Below are 16,732 nucleotides of genomic sequence, written 5' to 3'. Positions count from 1 at the left end.
TAATTGTCATTATATTATAGCGAACTAAAAAAACTAAAAACGAAATAAACACTAACGCATGAAATGTGCAATTGTAACAGGAGGCTCCAGAGGAATCGGGAGAGCTATCTGTATAAAACTGGCCGAAGAAAAGAACTATCATATTCTGATCAATTATACTTCCAATGAAGCTGCCGCCAAAGAAACGCTGGCTAAAGTGGAAGAATTGGGTGCTACAGGAGAAATTCTTAAGTTTGATGTAGGAAATACAGAAGAAACCCAACAAGTTCTTACCGCGTGGCAGGAGAAAAATTCCGGTGCTGTGGTAGAAGTGATTGTGAATAATGCAGGAATCACAAAAGACGGCCTTTTTATGTGGATGCCGAAAGAAGACTGGAACAGTGTAATCAATACCAGTCTGAATGGTTTTTTTAATGTAACGAACTTTTTTATTCAGAAATTACTACGTAATAAATACGGGAGAATCATTAATATGGTCTCTGTTTCCGGGGTAAAGGGAACTGCCGGTCAAACGAACTATTCAGCAGCAAAAGGAGCTTTAGTAGGTGCTACGAAAGCGCTTGCTCAGGAAGTGGCTAAAAGAAATATTACTGTAAATGCAGTAGCTCCGGGCTTTATTAAAACGGATATGACCCAGGAATTCAATGAAGATGATCTTAAAGCAATGATTCCGGCCAACAGATTTGGCGAAGCGGAAGAAGTGGCAGATCTGGTTGCCTTTTTAGCCTCTAAAAAAGCGTCCTATATTACCGGAGAAGTTATTAATATCAACGGCGGAATTTACTCATAAACAATCTAACAGTATAGCAATTTACCAGTGTAGCAGTTTCTATTTGAACGGAATAAAATGATTGTTACCATTATACTGATACATTGTTACATTTAAATATAAAAGCATGGAAAATAGGGTTGTGATTACCGGAATGGGGATTTATTCCTGCATCGGGACTTCTTTAGAAGAGGTCAGGGAATCCCTATATCAAGGAAAATCAGGTATCATTTTAGACCAGGATAGAAAGGAATTTGGTTTCAGATCAGGGCTTACAGGTGTTGTACCAAAACCGGATCTGAAAAACCTCCTGAACAGGCGGCAGCGTGTAAGCATGGGAGAAGAAAGTGAATATGCTTATCTTGCTACCGTTAATGCATTGAAACAGGCTCATCTTGATGAAACTTTTTTAGACGCCCACGAAGTTGGGATTTTATATGGAAACGACAGTGTTTCCCAGGCAGTGGTAGAATCTATTGATATTGCAAGGGAAAAGAAAGATACTACATTGATGGGATCGGGAGCGATCTTTAAATCAATGAACTCAACGGTAACGATGAACCTTTCTACGATTTTTAAACTGAAAGGAATTAATCTTACCATCAGTGCTGCATGTGCAAGTGGTTCGCATTCTTTAGGACTTGCCTATATGATGATCAAGAACGGGTTTCAGGATATGATTATATGCGGCGGCGCTCAGGAAACCAACAAATATTCCATGGCAAGTTTTGATGGATTAGGAGTTTTCTCAGCCAGAGAAGAGGAGCCTGCGAAAGCATCAAGACCTTTTGATGCAGACAGAGACGGTCTTATTCCCAGCGGAGGAGCAGCAACTTTGATTGTCGAAAGCCTTGAATCCGCCCAAAGAAGAGGGGTTCCGATTCTGGCTGAAATTATTGGCTATGGATTCTCTTCCAATGGCGGGCATATTTCAACCCCTAATGTTGACGGACCCGCTTTGGCCATGGAGAGAGCTTTAAAACAATCGGGATTAAAGGCTTCAGATATTGATTATATTAATGCTCACGCAACATCTACTCCTATCGGAGATGCCAATGAAGCAAAAGCTATTTATGAAATTTTCGGAAGTGAGGTTCCGGTAAGTTCCACCAAATCCATGACAGGGCATGAATGCTGGATGGCTGGTGCAAGTGAAGTTATTTACTCAATTCTGATGATGCAACATGATTTTGTTGCTCCGAATATTAACCTGGAAAACCCTGATAATGAGGCTCAACGTATAAATTTGATCTCGAAAACAAAAAATCAAAAAATTGATGTATTTTTGTCGAATTCTTTTGGTTTTGGGGGAACCAATTCTGCATTAATAGTTAAAAAATTTGATTAAAAACATGGAAAGGGAAAAAATAGTGGCCATTGTTAATGATTTTCTTGTCAATGAATTTGAAGTAGACGGAGATGAAATCAGCAATGAGGCTAACCTTAAAAATACATTAGGCTTAGACAGTTTAGATTATATTGATATGGTCGTTGTGATCGAATCTAATTTCGGAGTGAAATTAGGAGAGACAGATTTCAAAAAAATGGTAACATTTGATGATTTCTATACAACTATTGAGAATAAGATTGCTGAGAAAAACGCTTAATATCGAGTAGATCTCTATTCTTAAAAAGTACCAATGTAATACATAATGCAGCAGCATAACCGTGCTGTGCATATTTCATACAACGATTGTTACATTGGTATATCGTTATACTGACAAATTTTACATATGAATAAGTGGAAAGGTAAATCTAAAGGAACGGTTCTGGGCTACAGAATATTCGTTTGGTGTATTAGAAATATCGGGATCAGAAATTCATATGTTGTCCTTTATTTTGTTGCGACTTATTACGTTCTGTTCCAGAAAAAGAGTAACCGGTATATCCTTTATTATTTTCAGAAAAGACTTACGTATGACTATTGGAAAGCCAGGCGTTCCATCTTCAGCAGCTATTTTACTTTTGGAAAAGTTCTTATTGACAAAACGGCTATTTCTGCCGGGCTGAGAGAGAAATATACCTATGAGTTCGATGGTATTGAAAATCTCAGAAACCTTTTGGCTGCAAAGAAAGGCGGGGTTCTGATCAGTGCTCATATTGGTAATTTTGAAATTGCCGAGCATTTTTTTGCCGATATTGATTTTGACTGCCAGATCAATCTGGTGACTACTGATCAGGAAGTTACGGTGATCAAAGAATATCTCGAAAGTGTTGCCGTAAAAGAAAGTAATATCAAATTCATTTATGTCAAAGAAGATATGTCTCATATCTTTGAGATCAATCAGGCATTGGCTAATAACGAGCTGATCTGTTTTACCGGTGACCGTTATTTTGAAGGATCAAAATACCTTGAAGCTGAGCTGTTGGGGAAAACAGCAAAATTTCCGGCCGGTCCTTTTCTTATTGCATCCAGATTAGGAGTACCTGTAGTATATGTGTATGTAATGAAAGAAAATAACCTTCATTATCATTTGTATGCCAGAATTGCTCAAAATATCAAAAATCGTGATTCACAGGGATTATTACATTCTTATGTTCAAAATCTTGAGACTATGGTAAAAAAATACCCGTTTCAATGGTTTAATTATTTTGATTTTTGGGATGATATTGATTAATTTTTCTATTTTTACCCTCGAAAACTAACAAAAAAACTAAAAACCTTTAAGATTTTGAGAATGTAAGAACGCCGGATCGTATTGTGGGACGATCATCTCATTCCGGCTCCTTTAGTTTCAACATTTCTTAATTTTAAAAACACAGGCTCTTTTGAAAAAAGAATATGACATACTTGTAATCGGCAGTGGATTGGGAGGTCTTGTTTCAGCTCTTATTTTAGCGAAAGAAGGTCTGAAAGTCTGTGTACTGGAAAAGAATAATCAGTATGGAGGAAATTTACAGACTTTTTCGAGAGACAAGCTTATTTTCGATACAGGGGTACATTATCTGGGCGGCCTTTCTAAAGGTCAGAATCTGAACCGTTTCTTTTCTTATCTCGAAATTATGGATGAGCTTGAGCTTCAGCAAATGGATGAGGACGGCTATGACAGAATTTCCTTTGGTGAAGATCATGTAGAATATCCCCATGCTCAGGGATATCAGAATTTTGTGGAACAACTTTCTGCCTATTTTCCGGAGGAAAGAGAAAATCTGGAGAATTACTGTGAAGAAATTCAGTATGTATGCAGTCATTTTCCGAGATATAATGTCGTGGGAAAAGAGGAATATAATGAAGAAATTCTACATTTAAATACCCGCCGATTTATAGAATCGGTGACTCCGAATAAAAAACTTCAGTCTATTTTATTAGGCTCTAATTTTCTGTATGCAGGAGATTCTGAAAATATTCCTTTTTATGTTCATGCCTTAACGGTTAACTCTTATATTCAAAGTGCCTATAAGTGTGTAAAAGGAGGAAGCCAGATTTCTAAGCTGCTGATCAGGAAACTCCGCCGGTACGGAGCTGAAGTTCATAAACATTCGGAAGTTTCGGAATTTATTTTTAATGAAAATAATATTCTGTCTTCAGTAAAAACGGTTTCTGGAAAGGAATATGCCGCAAAACAGTTTATCTCGAATATTGAAATTCGCTCTATAATCAGGCTGATTGGAGAAGAAAGGCTTAAAAAATCATTTCTTAACAGGGTATTAAGCTGGAAGCCTGTCTCATCATGTTTCAGTATTTATGTGGTTTTAAAACCTCAGAGTCTTCCTAATTTTAATTATAATATATACCATTATTCATCAGAAGAGCTGGTCTGGAATGCCTTTCGCTACAGGAAAGAAGCATGGCCGGAAACCTATATGCTGTCCTCTTCCCCGTCAAAGCATCATCCTGAGTTTGCGGAAAGCTTAACAGCGATTTCTTATATGGATTTTGATGAGGTCAGAGAATGGGAGGCTACTTTTAATACGATAGCAGACGAGCATGAAAGAGGTTTGCAGTATGAAAGCTTCAAGCTGGAAAAAACTGAAAAAATGTTGACTGCGCTGGAAAAGAAGATTCCCAATCTCAGACATGCGGTAAAGAAAATATATGCATCCTCACCCTTATCTTATCGGGATTATATTGGGAGTATTGACGGAAATATGTACGGTTATATGAAAAGTTCAGAGAACCCCCTTAAAACAATGGTTTCTCCGCGGACTAAGATTGAGAACTTGTTTCTGACAGGGCAGTCAGTCAATATGCATGGAATACTCGGAGTAACGATCGGTGCATTTAATACCTGTGCTGAAATTTTAGGAAAAGAGATTATTGATCTTCGTCTTCGGCAAATGACCTAATAAACCTACCGTGAAAAAAACTAAAACCTACCCTTTATTTATAAAGCTCCTTTTTTACTCACTACCTGCATTGATGCCTATTTCATGCGGAATTTCAAAGTCTGTTCATCATATCCCTGAAGTCAGCCAATATCCCCTGCAAGTTCCACAGGTGAAAAAAATTAATGATACTACGTTCAGCTATCAGCAAAATTATTTAACCAAAAATAAGCAACAGCTTTGGGAACTCTACATTAAAGGAAATCCCCTGCAGTTAGGCTATAATAATGGAGCTTTAACTCAAGATCTGATGCAGAAACAGGAAGCGATATTCTTTTCAAAAGTGGAAAGTTTTGTTCCTTCAAAATTCAGACAAAGACTGTTGAGAGGCTTTTTAAAATGGTACAACAGAAAAATGTATCTTAATATACGTGAGGATTATCAGGCAGAATTATATGGGTTGTCACAGTATTCTTCAGACCAGTATGATTTTATTGCACCTAAATATTTAAGAAACCTCTATCTCCATGGGGCTCATGATATAGGACATGCCTTGCAGGACCTTGCCATAGTAGGATGTTCTTCACTGGCTGTCTGGAATGAAAATACAGAAGACGGGGATCTTCTGATCGGAAGAAACTTCGATTTTTATGTGGGAGATGACTTTGCTAAAAATAAACTGGTGGAATTTGTAGTGCCTGAAGATGGTATCCCTTATATGTCAGTAAGCTGGCCTGGAATGATCGGGGTAGTTTCGGGGATGAATAAAGAAGGAGTCACCGTGACAATCAATGCAGGAAAGTCAAAGATTCCTTTAACGGCAAAAACTCCTATTTCTCTGGTTACAAGAGAAATTCTTCAATATGCTAAAAATATTGAAGAAGCGATTACAATAGCCCGGAAAAGGAAAGTTTTTGTTTCCGAATCTATATTGGTGGGGAGTGCCCATGATAAAAGTGCAGTGCTCATTGAAGTGTCTCCTAAGAATTTCGGAGTCTATCGTGTACAGAATACGGCGCAGGTAGTTTGTACCAATCACTTCCAGTCTGAGCCTTATAAAGAGGATAAAAGAAATCAGAGGCATATTGAGGAAAGCCACTCGGAATACCGCTACGAAAAGTTACAGGAACTTTTACAGGAAAACCCGAAGCTGACTCCTGAAAAGATGGCTTCCATTTTAAGAAACCGCTCAGGATTAAAAGATAAAGAAATAGGGTACGGAAATGAAAAAGCACTGAATCAGCTACTGGCACACCATGCCGTTATATTTTCACCACAGAAAAAACTGGTCTGGGTTTCCTCCAATCCTTATCAGCTGGGCGAATTTGTATGCTATGATCTGAATACAATCTTTTCAGATGGAATTTTGTCACATGATTTTTCGAAACCTGAACTCAATATTGCCAGAGATCCTTTTGTAGATACCCGGGAATTTAAAGACTATGAAGAATACAGAATTCTGCAATCAAAAGTAAATCATGCTATTGACAGTAAGAATGTACTCACGGATGAATTTCTTGCCCGTTATGTATCTTTAAATCCTTATTTTTGGAAAGGATATTATCTGGTTGGGAAATATTATTTTTCCAGAAAAGAATACTCAAAGGCAAAAACTGAATTTGAGGTGGCCTTATCCAAAGAAATTACAACAATTCCGGATCAAAAGAATGTTGAAAAATATCTGAAGAAAACTTTGAAGAAACTGAAATGATTCCTAAACATATTAAATTCCTGTTCTGTATTCCTGTCTTAATCATTATCGGCTATTTTATTTATCTATGTGTGGTATACGGATCAATACCTGAAACAATACCTATTCACAGTTACGGAAATAATCCCGATCTCTATGGGAGTAAAGTATTCCTGTTTCTGCCTGTATTGCTGAATATAGCCATCCTTATTTTTACATGGCGGATTATCAAAAGACCGGATAAAATTGCATTTACTTTTGAAATAAAGGAAGATGAAAAGGAAAAAATATACCATACCACACAGCTGGCTTTGGTCATCCTTGCTGTATTTGTGACCATTATGATGAGCCCCTTATCGTTTTCCGATGTTGTGTATAAGTAGAATGCTGAGAACAGGTGCTAGATTTAATTGTTCTCCGGATTTAGTCTGTTTAAGAAAAGAAATGTTGCAACCCCGGAAATTGCGGATAAAGTGGTACTTAAAATAAAACTGCCGATGATATACTGAAGCAGATTGTTTTTAATCAGTTCAAAATTCAAATCCTGGCCAAGAATATTGCTGTCTCCATGAACAAACGGAGCTCCCAGAAATAAAGAAGCTGCAATGATGAAAGGAATGAACGGAGGTAAACTTACATTGGATGCTACAAATGCAAGCACTTTATTCAATTTGAAAAGTACAGATAGACTGATGACAAGAAGGGTCTGAAATCCCCAAAAAGGAGAGAGACCGATGAATACCCCCAATGCAATGGAAAAAGCCTTGGTACGGTTGCTGCCGTCACTTTCTAAGACATCTTCCTGAATGAATTGTTTAAAGCTTTTTTTTTTGAAATTATTCACGAAGTTTCTCGGAATAATATAAAACAGGGTAATGGTTACCAGAACGGTATTCAGAATACTGATCCTCGTAAAATCCCTGAACGGTCTGAAATGAGAAACTCTTTCTGCCGGATCATACAATACCTTGACAGGTACATTTTTTACCGGAACATGCCTCCATGCAGTTCTGACAATAATCTCAATTTCAAATTCAAATTTCGGGGTGAAATATTTCTTCGGAATTTTATGAAGAGGGTACATTCTGTAGCCTGATTGCGTATCTTCCAGCTTAATTCCGGTTTCAAACCAAAACCAGAAATTAGAAAAACGGTTTCCAAAGCTGCTTTTCTTTGGAATACCATTCTGAGACATATTCCGGTTTCCGATGAGAAGAACATCTTCCTTTTCCTCAATGAGTGCATTTACGAATACAGGGATGTCATCAGGATAATGCTGTCCGTCAGAATCAATAGTGATTGCATAAGCATAGCCCTGTTCTTTTGCTTTTCTGAAGCCTGTTTTTAACCCGTTTCCTTTTCCCTTATTTTCAGGGAGTGTAATCACCGTAATCTGAGGATACTGTAAAAGAATATCCGGGGTAGAATCAGTAGACCCGTCATTGACCACAATAATACTTTCGGTATAGTATAAAACACCGTCAATTACTCTTTTCAGAGTTTTCTCATTGTTGTATGTGGGTATTAAAACACAAATTTTCTTCTCAGAAATTGCATTTTGTACTTCAGCAAAAGGCATTGGTTTATTTTAAAGTGGCTCTTTCAGCCTCGGTGATGGTTTTAGACTGCATGGCAAATCTCTTGATATAGTTTTTCAAGGCAGCATTCTGTTTGCTGTAATGCGTAAGAAGAAATTCCTTGTCATCCTTCAGACTTCCTCTGTATCCTACAATTTTAGGAATGTTTTCCTGAACACTTAATCTGATCAGACGGAGCTCAGCATTGTTCGGATTGCTTTTGATGACGCTTTCAAGACTGGTGGCTCCTGTTTTTACCAATGCTTTTCTGTTTCCTTTCGAAACTTTCGCTTCCATAATTTTAGCGGCAGCTTTATACCCAACCGTTACGGCATCGGATCCGGGCTGCTTTTCGGCAATATCTATAAATGTCTGCGTATTGGTATTAGATTCATTCGCTTTTGCATAACTGTTTCGTACAGATTCCAGATCAGACTGAAAGAAAAAGACAAATGCGGCTAAGAATGATAAAATAAGTTTCATGATGGTAATTTTTTATAGCTTACAGACATTTTTAATGCAATAGTCTCGCCAAAAGAAGTGGTATTTTTGACTTTAACATCTTCCCCGTCTCCATTAATATCCAGCTGAAGTTTTAAATCCGGCGTTTCAAAAGGATTGATAATCGCCATAAATTTTACATTGGAAGCTGTTTTTAAAAATAATTTTGATCCGGTGAATTCTTCAGTCAGTTCTTTTACGATTTGCATCATACAAACTCCCGGAGTTACCGGATTTCCCGGAAAATGGCCCTTGAAAATATCATGGTCCTTATTTAAACGGATAAAGGCTGTAAAACTTCCATTTTCTGCTTTTTCGTAAGATTCTAAGGTATAAAAGTTTGTAAGAATAGTTTGCATGATCTTATTTTTTAAGAGTAAAGGTGTAATACACTCCCGCCTGGAATGTCACATTGGTATGATCGTTATAAGCGTGTACAAATCCTTTTTTGATTCGGGCTTCCAGTCCGATATTCTTGGTAATATCATATCCGGCGCCCAATAAAATGCCCATATCCACAGCGGTAGGGGAAGGAATATTGTCACTGTCTGTTAAAAATTCTAGTGTGGGACCAAAATGAATATTAAACCGGTCAAAGTAAAATTTATTCACAACGGCTGCCCCTACATAAGAAAGGTTTACTGTTTTAGACTCTACAGCCGGATTCTGGCTTTCAAACTTAGCTCCCTGACGGCTGTAGTATAATTCAGGCTGCAATGCATAGAATCTGGCAAAACGGATATTGGCCTGAAAACCAATATAAAAATCGACTTTTGATTTGATGTCAAATTTATTCGTTCCGTATTGATAATAACCATTGCTGTCGCTATAAGACCAATAATCTGTGGTAGGACCGTTGGAAAGATGCGAAATATTGGCGCCAAGTCTTATTCCCGGATTAAAGGTTACCTGTGCAGATGATAAGGCTGCCCAAAAAATCAAGGCTAAGAAATAGAGTTTTTTCATGTTTAATTTGAATCGGTTTCCGTTTCGGTTATTTGAAATAATTTGATAGTGATCTTAAAGTCTTTGTGTATAAGATGTAAGCTGTCCGCGAAGATATGCTTTTTTGCTTCAAAAGTAAAATCGATTTTTTCCCTGTTGTTTTTCGTGTAAATAATCTGTTTCAGGAGATTATTTTCTTTGTTGAAAAATAAATAATAGCTTTTATGATCTTCTTTTGAAAGGTATATCCTTGCATTTTCATTCTCAAAACTTTCACTTACGGGATATTGTTTTTTTAAAAGTTGTTGAAAATCATTTTTTAAAAAATTAATAACAATCTTTTTATCGAGATCCGGAAGAACGTAGTTGAGCTTAAAATCATGATCTGAAATTTCAAAATCAATCAGTTTGTTTCCAAAATCTGATGTTAATACGACACGGTGCGTCGTATCATTTATTTTTTTGATGATCAGAATTCCGCTGACATGATTTTTATAAATGTCCATCTGACATTTGTATACATAATCTTCAGAAGATGAAAAATATAGATTTTCCACCATTTTTTTTGAATCGGAAACCGGTTTTACCCCTGTGAGCTGATACGATTTGCAGGAAGCAAACAGGATGATTATCAGACTACAAACTAAACTCAGACGCAGGTATCGAAGCATTGATCTTTGTATTTTTAAAAATAATATTGGTAGTATCTCCGGATGCTTCTGTCATGTTAACCTGAGAAACCGTGGATTGGTTCTTAGGGAAATACAGTTCAATCTGTTTGATATATTTCAGCAGCTGTGCCGTCTTAGGAACAAACTTAGCCATATTGTAGTTTCCGTTTTTGAAATAAGTGACCGTAAATTCAGGATCATTGAACATCGTGCCGTTTGAGCTTCCGACAATCAGTTTATTGATTTTTTCAAAAGTTTTACTCTTGGCATCCACAGACGATTTCTTGCCCTGATCGTTAATGTAGATTTTATTGCTTTTAAAAACAATGCTGTATTGGTAAGGCTTGGTATATTTCCAGCTCAGCATATTGGGTGTCTGTAATGACATTTTTCCGTAAGTCACAATGCTTTTGTCCAAAAAATCCATTTTTTTGGTTTGGGTAAAGTCGCTTTGTAAAGTTTTGATCTCCTTGGTTTCTGAGGAAACTTTGGAGACAAATGCTTTTGCTTCAGCTCCTGACATTGCCGTATTCTGAGCAAAAAAAAGACTGGATGCTAATAAAAATGCTCCAAAAGCAATATTTTTAATCATTTTTCTTTGAATTTATAATTGAATCAATGGTAAAAGTTGAGTACTTTTTATCTTTCAAAAATACTAATAAATCTATCAGAACACGATACGTTTTTTCTGAGGTATCATGGAGAAGGATGATGCTGCCTTTTTTAAGGTTCCTTGTAATTCTTCCGTAAATTTTCTTTTCGTTATCAATAATGGTATCTAAAGAACGGACATTCCATCCGATACTTATCTTTTGAGTTTTCCGGATGGCTTTGGCAATGTTGGGATTGGTAACCCCGAAAGGAGGTCTGTAGAGTTTCGTTTGTGTATTTCCGGTATTGTATATGATATCATCACATTTTTCAATTTCCTGAACCATTTTGGAAACAGATAAAAAACCGGTTGAATTGGAGTGAGATAGTGTGTGATTTCCAATGCAATGACCTTCAGCAATAATCCGCTGAAAGGTTTCCGGATATTTTTCAATCTGTTTTCCGATACAAAAGAACGTCGCTTTTACCTGATGTTCTTTTAACAGATCCAGAAATTTAGGGGTAAATTCAGTAGGGCCGTCATCAAAAGTGAGGGCAATTTCCTTAATCCGGGTACGTTTATGAATAATACTGTTAACAAAGTAGCCCAGTTCGATATGAAAAGAGCCCCAGACTACTACAGCAGAAAAAGCCAGAAAACAAAAAATATATACCCAGAAGCTCCCTTGAAACGCATAAATAAAAACGTTACAGAAAAGATAAAATAGGATGAATGAATAATGTCTCATCGTTCGCTGTTTTAAGTCTGTTTTTAGAAATCGGCCGCTTTTCCTTTATTCGGTTATACCTTTTCCAATAATATCAGGCTGTGATCATGACCGGCCAGATGATTGTAAAGGAGAATATTCTTCACTTCATTTTTATTCACCTGATTAATCATCATTATTTCCGGAATCTGTTGTTCCTTAAGAATATGACAGGCCGTAAACATTGAAAATCCGCTGGCTGTATTGAATTCGCCACTCAGATGTTTGTAATATAATATTGCTGAATCCGGGAATAGATCCATTGCTTCGGCGTAATAGATATCTGAAGTTGCATCACCACTAAAGCCTAGTATAACAACATCGATATCATTACCGGAGAGCTGATTTCGGGTTAAAAAATCAATAATACAATTCTGAATATGGTCTGGTTCCAATGTATTAATAATCCGGATGTCTTTTAAACCAGCATAAGACTGCTCAGTTTTGTTTTTACCAACCACGAAAAAACTAGCCCCTTCACCCCAGATCACTCCGTTTGTAGTAGAGGATAAATAATCGGCAGGAAGGTCTGCTTCTTTTTTAATGGTATTGTTAAGACGGTAAAGTTCCATTGTTCTGTCGGTTTGTTCATCGGTGGAACCTACCAGAACATTTTCCGCTTCATCATCATTGATCTGAAGCTGTGCATCCAGTAATGAAAACTCAAGTGATGAAGAAGTATTTACATAGGTAAAGTTGTAGGAATGGCATTGTAATCCAAGTGCAATCTGCCCTGCAACTGTATTATGGGTAGATTGTATAAAAAAGGTAGGTGTTAAAAACTCCTCATTATTATCAATCACATTTTTCAGAAACTTTTCAGAATCCTGGGAGCAGCCCATTCCGGTACCTACAATGATAGCATCCGGTTTTTCAATGCCTGCTTCCTGTAAAGCATAATGGGAGGCTACGGAACTCATTTTTACTGTTTTAGACATTCTCCTGATCATTGCAGGAGGAATAAATTCCTTATAATTCGGTTCTATGGCTTTTAGAATCTGTACTGAATTTTCGGGAGTAAGATTCTGAAGAATATTTTTATTTAAAGTGTCCTGAACAGAGATGCAGGATGCACTGTTGATGTAGACCGGATTCATGATTTCGAAAATATTAAAGTTGAACAATTGCCTCCAAATCCGAATGAATTGGAAAGAACATGATGAATGTCCTTCTTTTTCAGTTCGGTAACAGGTGTTAAATCAAATTCTGCCATTTTCGTTTTAAAATTCAGATTCGGGAAAATGAGGTTATGCTGCATCGCTAAAATTGAAAACACAGCTTCAATTCCGGCTGCTGCAGCTAAAGTGTGTCCTGTAAATGCTTTGGTGGAACTGAATTCAGGAACCTGGTTTTCTCCAAAAATTCTGATCATGGCAATTCCTTCCGACAGATCGTTATTGGGGGTAGCTGTTCCATGAACGTTAATATAATCAATATCTTCTTTTGCCAAACCCGAGATTTTCAAAGCCTGTTGCATGGCTAAAAAGGCGCCTTGTCCGTTTTCTGACGAAGCGGTCTGATGATGGGCATCATTGGCATTTCCATATCCGGAAAGGTAAGCCAGTACTTTTTTATGGTCTTTTTTTACCACTTCTTCAGATTCAAGAACTAAAAAAGCAGCGGCCTCTCCTAAATTGAGTCCTTTACGGTCATTATCAAAAGGAGTATTGTATGAATCCGTAAGGATCATCAGGGTATTGAACCCGTTTAGCGTAAATTTTGAAAGAGAATCTGTTCCTCCGACAATCACACGGTCCAGAACACCGTTTTTGATAAGCTTAGCGCCCATCATAATAGCATTGGCGGCTGATGAGCAGGCTGTACTTATGGTAGAAACCATGCCTTTTAATCCCAGATAACCGGCAATAGCCAGAGAAGAATTTCCGGCATCGTGAGCGTCAATATATTTTTGCTTTTCAGGAAAGTCTTCGTAAGAGTAGAAATATTTTTCAGTGATATCCATTCCTCCCACACTGGTAGAAGAAATAAGACCGGTTCTGTATTCGTTAATCTCTGAAATTCCTGCACTTTCTATGGCTTCTTTTGCAGCAATCATTCCCAATAGAGAAGTTCTTGTAACGTTATTGTCTTCATGAAGCTGAAGTTTTTGTACAAGCTCCTCATTGGATAATTTTATTTCTCCTGTTTTAATAGCTCCGGCATGACGGGTTTCAAACATCTGAATGTCTGAAATTCCATGTTTTCCGGATTGAAGAGAAATAAAGCTTTCCTCCACATTATTTCCAATGGAGGAGATGATGCCCATTCCTGTTATGGCAATTTTTTGACTCATTAATTAGTTTTCTATGAATTATTTAAACGCAATGAGCGCAAAGCTTTTGTATGATCAAAGCGTTTTAAGTTCGCAAGGACGTTTCACTCAGCTAAGAAAACATAATTGGTATTCATTGCTAAGCGAAGCGCCCCTGCGCCCGAAAATATTTTTAATGTTTAAAAAGCTTAGGGAACCTAGCGTTTAAAAAAATTATTTTGTTCTGTTTTCTTCGATGAATGCAGCCATGGTATCGATGGATTGAAAAATTTCCTTTCCTTTTTTAGGATCAGCTAATTTTATTCCGTAGTCTTTATCAAGAAGAACAATAAGCTCCAGGGCATCGATGGAATCAAGGCCTAATCCGCCTCCGAATAACGGATCCGTATCTTTAATTTCCTCTACAGAAACATCTTCAAGATTAAGAACATCGATAATTTTGTGCTTCAATTCAGTTTTTAAGTTTTCCATAATTAATTTAATTTTCCAATGTATCAATGTAACAGTTTATCAATTATTGTTGCATTGCTATATTGTGATATTGTTACATTTATTATAAGGTTAGCAAATATACAAAAGCTTTGTAATTTTCCTGATACAATTCAACCCAGCCACATAATACTTTATCTGCCTTTCCTGAACTTAGGATCTGTTCAGAATAATCATTTAAAAATTTTTCATCAAACTGATCTAAAACAAAAAAAGCATTCTCTGTCTGCATTTTGTGTTTAATGCTGATTTCTCCCACGCAGATGTTGGGTAATGTATAGACAAAAACGGCAGGACTGGGAAAATAGCTGTCCTGAGAATTGATACTTTCCTGATATTTGTGATCGGTATCCAGGCTGGATGATCTGTTGGCAAAAACCAGAGCTGTTCTGCTGTGGTCTTCATCTTTTAAAATCATTTCTGAGGCAAGGAAAGCGAGTTTACTCAGATTATCCATTTTATGGAACTTCGGATAGCTTAGTTCCAGATGCTTATATGCTTCTTTTGCAAAGTCGGGGAAACTAAGATTTTCGCTTTCAAAAATAAGGTTTCCGTCAATCGTTATTTTTGAATTTTCTATAGTGCAGGTACTGGTTTTCATCATTTTTCTAACATTTTTCCAATACAAGTGCGGCATTACATCCTCCAAAGCCTGAGGCTGTTTTCAGGATATACCGGATCGTTGCAGGCTGGGTTTCTTTAATGATATTTAAAGGTTGGGATACTCCTGTTTCCTCGAAGTTTTTAGACGGAATCAGGATGCTGTGGCGTGCACTTTCCATAGAAATAATACTTTCCAGCAATCCGGAAGCGCCCAGACAATGCCCGTAGAACCCTTTCATACTGTTTAAAGGGATGTGCTGAAGATTCATTCTGTTGAATGCAATGGCTTCCATTTCGTCATTGTACAGGGTAGCAGTGCCATGGGCAGAAATAAAGCCAATATGTTCCGGAGAAAGGCCGGCTTCTGTCATGGCATTTCTGATACTTGCATACAGACCGTCTCCTGTTCTTGAGGGACCCGAAATATGATTGGCATCATTAATGGCGGAATCTCCTAAGACTTTAAATCTGAATTTTTCATTTCCGGTAGGTTCAGCTGTGATATACACTGCTGCGGCAGCTTCACCGATATTAATTCCGTTTCTGTTTATATCATAGGGTTTACAGGGTTCCGATCCTATGGCCTGAAATGAATTGAAGCCTGAGATCACAAATTCGGAAATCTCATCTCCTGCGATAACAAAAGCATTTTTATATTTTCCTGCCTGAATAAGATTTTTAGCAACAGCAATAGCCATTACCCCTGAAACACAGGCGTTGGAAACTACGACAGGGCGGGTTTTACATCCGAAAAAATCTGCTATTTTTTTTGCTAATACTGAAAGATAAACTCCTTCAGGCAATTCGGTTTGGTTTTTTAATAAGCTGATATTTCCTTTTGTTGTGGATAGGATGAAAGCAGTTTCTTCCGTAAATTCATACTGTTCAGCTAAAGGTTTCATACTGAGAAGCAGCATTTTTTCCAGTCTTGTGAAGTCCTGATTTTCAAAGCTGCTGCTGAATGTCTTGTTCAGTTGTTCAGAATCAATCATGGATGCATAAAAAGCACCCTCATTTTGATCTTCAGGATTACCGGTTGAGTTTTCTATAATCTGATGTAAAGCTACTCCTGATTTTCCTTTTAAGAGAGAATTCCAATTGGCTTCCACATTAAATCCAAGAGGAGTAACGCAATTGTATCCGGTGATATAAATTTCCTTCATCATGATAGTTCCATTTTATCTTTCCAGGTTTGAAAAAACTCCGGATTATATAAGCATAAATTTCCGTCTCCATCCAGGAATACCTGAATCGTTTCTCCACTGCAGACCAGTTTGCCTTCCTGATTGAAAAGTTCGTATTTATAAATCAGTTTTGCAGAAACGGTATTGATAAAGGTAGTGACAATGCTGAAAGTTTCACCATATTTAAGAGGAAGAAAGTGCTCACAGGTACTTTTTACAATAGGAGTTACATATCCTGCTTTTTGAATATCAAGATAAGTCAGACCGTGTTCACGTCCGAAAGCTTCTCTGCCATCTTCAAAATAAACGATATAATGACCGTGCCAGACAATTCCCAGTGGATCTGTCTCATTGAATCTTACTCTTACCTCTTCAGTACAGGTTAATCTGTTTTCTTTAGATTGCAT

At 37.2% G+C, this 16,732-nt stretch carries 20 protein-coding genes; 7 read left to right on the top strand and 13 right to left on the bottom strand.

Features of this window, described 5'->3' with window-relative positions; all coding sequences use genetic code 11:
- Window positions 1-58: 58 nt before the first annotated feature.
- The 7 genes from fabG (at window position 59) to JO178_RS05975 (ending at window position 7,108) form a co-directional block, all read left to right on the top strand.
- A complete protein-coding gene (gene fabG / locus JO178_RS06005) occupies window positions 59-790 on the top strand; it encodes a 3-oxoacyl-ACP reductase FabG (protein ID WP_291933083.1) in 732 nt (243 codons plus the stop codon).
- A gap of 106 nt (window positions 791-896) precedes the next feature.
- Entirely contained in the window at window positions 897-2,117 is a 1,221-nt protein-coding gene (locus JO178_RS06000; protein ID WP_291933081.1) for a beta-ketoacyl-[acyl-carrier-protein] synthase family protein, read from the top strand.
- A 4-nt stretch (window positions 2,118-2,121) separates the two neighbouring features.
- Window positions 2,122-2,376, top strand: coding sequence for a phosphopantetheine-binding protein (locus JO178_RS05995; RefSeq protein ID WP_291933079.1), 255 nt, complete (start codon window positions 2,122-2,124; stop codon window positions 2,374-2,376).
- Between the two features lie 126 nt (window positions 2,377-2,502).
- A complete protein-coding gene (locus JO178_RS05990; protein WP_291933077.1) occupies window positions 2,503-3,387 on the top strand; it encodes a lipid A biosynthesis acyltransferase in 885 nt (294 codons plus the stop codon).
- A 151-nt stretch (window positions 3,388-3,538) separates the two neighbouring features.
- Entirely contained in the window at window positions 3,539-5,056 is a 1,518-nt protein-coding gene (locus tag JO178_RS05985) for an NAD(P)/FAD-dependent oxidoreductase (RefSeq protein WP_291933075.1), read from the top strand.
- A 73-nt stretch (window positions 5,057-5,129) separates the two neighbouring features.
- Complete coding sequence (locus JO178_RS05980) at window positions 5,130-6,746, top strand: C45 family peptidase (RefSeq protein WP_291933428.1); 1,617 nt, start codon at window positions 5,130-5,132, stop codon at window positions 6,744-6,746.
- Window positions 6,743-7,108: a DUF1648 domain-containing protein gene (locus JO178_RS05975; RefSeq protein WP_291933073.1), complete on the top strand. Its 366-nt coding sequence runs from the start codon at window positions 6,743-6,745 to the stop codon at window positions 7,106-7,108. The genes JO178_RS05980 and JO178_RS05975 overlap by 4 nt, the downstream gene beginning before the upstream one ends.
- Before the next feature lie 23 nt (window positions 7,109-7,131).
- On the opposite strand, the gene JO178_RS05970 is transcribed toward JO178_RS05975, so the two are convergent.
- The 13 genes from JO178_RS05970 to JO178_RS05910 form a co-directional block, all read right to left on the bottom strand.
- Window positions 7,132-8,304, bottom strand: a complete 1,173-nt coding sequence (locus JO178_RS05970; RefSeq protein ID WP_291933071.1) for a DUF2062 domain-containing protein — start codon at window positions 8,302-8,304, stop codon at window positions 7,132-7,134.
- A gap of 4 nt (window positions 8,305-8,308) precedes the next feature.
- Entirely contained in the window at window positions 8,309-8,785 is a 477-nt protein-coding gene (locus JO178_RS05965; protein WP_291933069.1) for a hypothetical protein, read from the bottom strand.
- Window positions 8,782-9,162, bottom strand: coding sequence for a 3-hydroxyacyl-ACP dehydratase (locus JO178_RS05960; RefSeq protein WP_291933067.1), 381 nt, complete (start codon window positions 9,160-9,162; stop codon window positions 8,782-8,784). Before JO178_RS05960 ends, JO178_RS05965 begins: the two co-directional genes overlap by 4 nt.
- Before the next feature lie 4 nt (window positions 9,163-9,166).
- Window positions 9,167-9,769 (bottom strand): outer membrane beta-barrel protein, encoded by a 603-nt coding sequence (locus JO178_RS05955; protein WP_291933065.1) that lies wholly within the window; start codon window positions 9,767-9,769, stop codon window positions 9,167-9,169.
- Window positions 9,770-9,771: 2 nt separating this feature from the next.
- Entirely contained in the window at window positions 9,772-10,308 is a 537-nt protein-coding gene (locus tag JO178_RS05950) for a hypothetical protein (protein WP_291933062.1), read from the bottom strand.
- Window positions 10,309-10,384: 76 nt separating this feature from the next.
- Entirely contained in the window at window positions 10,385-11,011 is a 627-nt protein-coding gene (locus JO178_RS05945) for an outer membrane lipoprotein carrier protein LolA (protein WP_291933060.1), read from the bottom strand.
- Window positions 11,004-11,759, bottom strand: a complete 756-nt coding sequence (locus tag JO178_RS05940; RefSeq protein WP_291933058.1) for a polysaccharide deacetylase family protein — start codon at window positions 11,757-11,759, stop codon at window positions 11,004-11,006. The genes JO178_RS05945 and JO178_RS05940 overlap by 8 nt, the downstream gene beginning before the upstream one ends.
- A 53-nt stretch (window positions 11,760-11,812) precedes the next feature.
- Entirely contained in the window at window positions 11,813-12,874 is a 1,062-nt protein-coding gene (locus JO178_RS05935; RefSeq protein WP_291933056.1) for a beta-ketoacyl synthase N-terminal-like domain-containing protein, read from the bottom strand.
- Window positions 12,871-14,070 carry a beta-ketoacyl-[acyl-carrier-protein] synthase family protein gene (locus tag JO178_RS05930; RefSeq protein ID WP_291933054.1) on the bottom strand — a complete coding sequence of 400 codons (1,200 nt, stop codon included), beginning with the start codon at window positions 14,068-14,070 and terminating at the stop codon, window positions 12,871-12,873. Before JO178_RS05930 ends, JO178_RS05935 begins: the two co-directional genes overlap by 4 nt.
- A gap of 192 nt (window positions 14,071-14,262) precedes the next feature.
- On the bottom strand, window positions 14,263-14,520 hold the full coding sequence (locus JO178_RS05925) for a phosphopantetheine-binding protein (protein WP_291933052.1): 258 nt from the start codon (window positions 14,518-14,520) through the stop codon (window positions 14,263-14,265).
- Between the two features lie 82 nt (window positions 14,521-14,602).
- On the bottom strand, window positions 14,603-15,142 hold the full coding sequence (locus JO178_RS05920) for a 3-oxoacyl-ACP synthase (RefSeq protein ID WP_291933050.1): 540 nt from the start codon (window positions 15,140-15,142) through the stop codon (window positions 14,603-14,605).
- A gap of 4 nt (window positions 15,143-15,146) precedes the next feature.
- The gene (locus tag JO178_RS05915; RefSeq protein ID WP_291933048.1) at window positions 15,147-16,307 is read right to left on the bottom strand and encodes a beta-ketoacyl synthase N-terminal-like domain-containing protein; all 1,161 of its coding nucleotides are present in this window, start codon (window positions 16,305-16,307) and stop codon (window positions 15,147-15,149) included.
- Window positions 16,304-16,732: an acyl-CoA thioesterase gene (locus tag JO178_RS05910; RefSeq protein ID WP_291933047.1), complete on the bottom strand. Its 429-nt coding sequence runs from the start codon at window positions 16,730-16,732 to the stop codon at window positions 16,304-16,306. The genes JO178_RS05915 and JO178_RS05910 overlap by 4 nt, the downstream gene beginning before the upstream one ends.

Origin of the sequence: Chryseobacterium sp. (assembly GCF_019236175.1) — a bacterium.
In the GTDB taxonomy this organism is placed as follows: Bacteria; Bacteroidota; Bacteroidia; order Flavobacteriales; family Weeksellaceae; genus Chryseobacterium.
The sequence above is the reverse complement of the archived record's forward strand: the minus strand, read 5'-3'. Positions and strand labels throughout refer to the sequence as shown.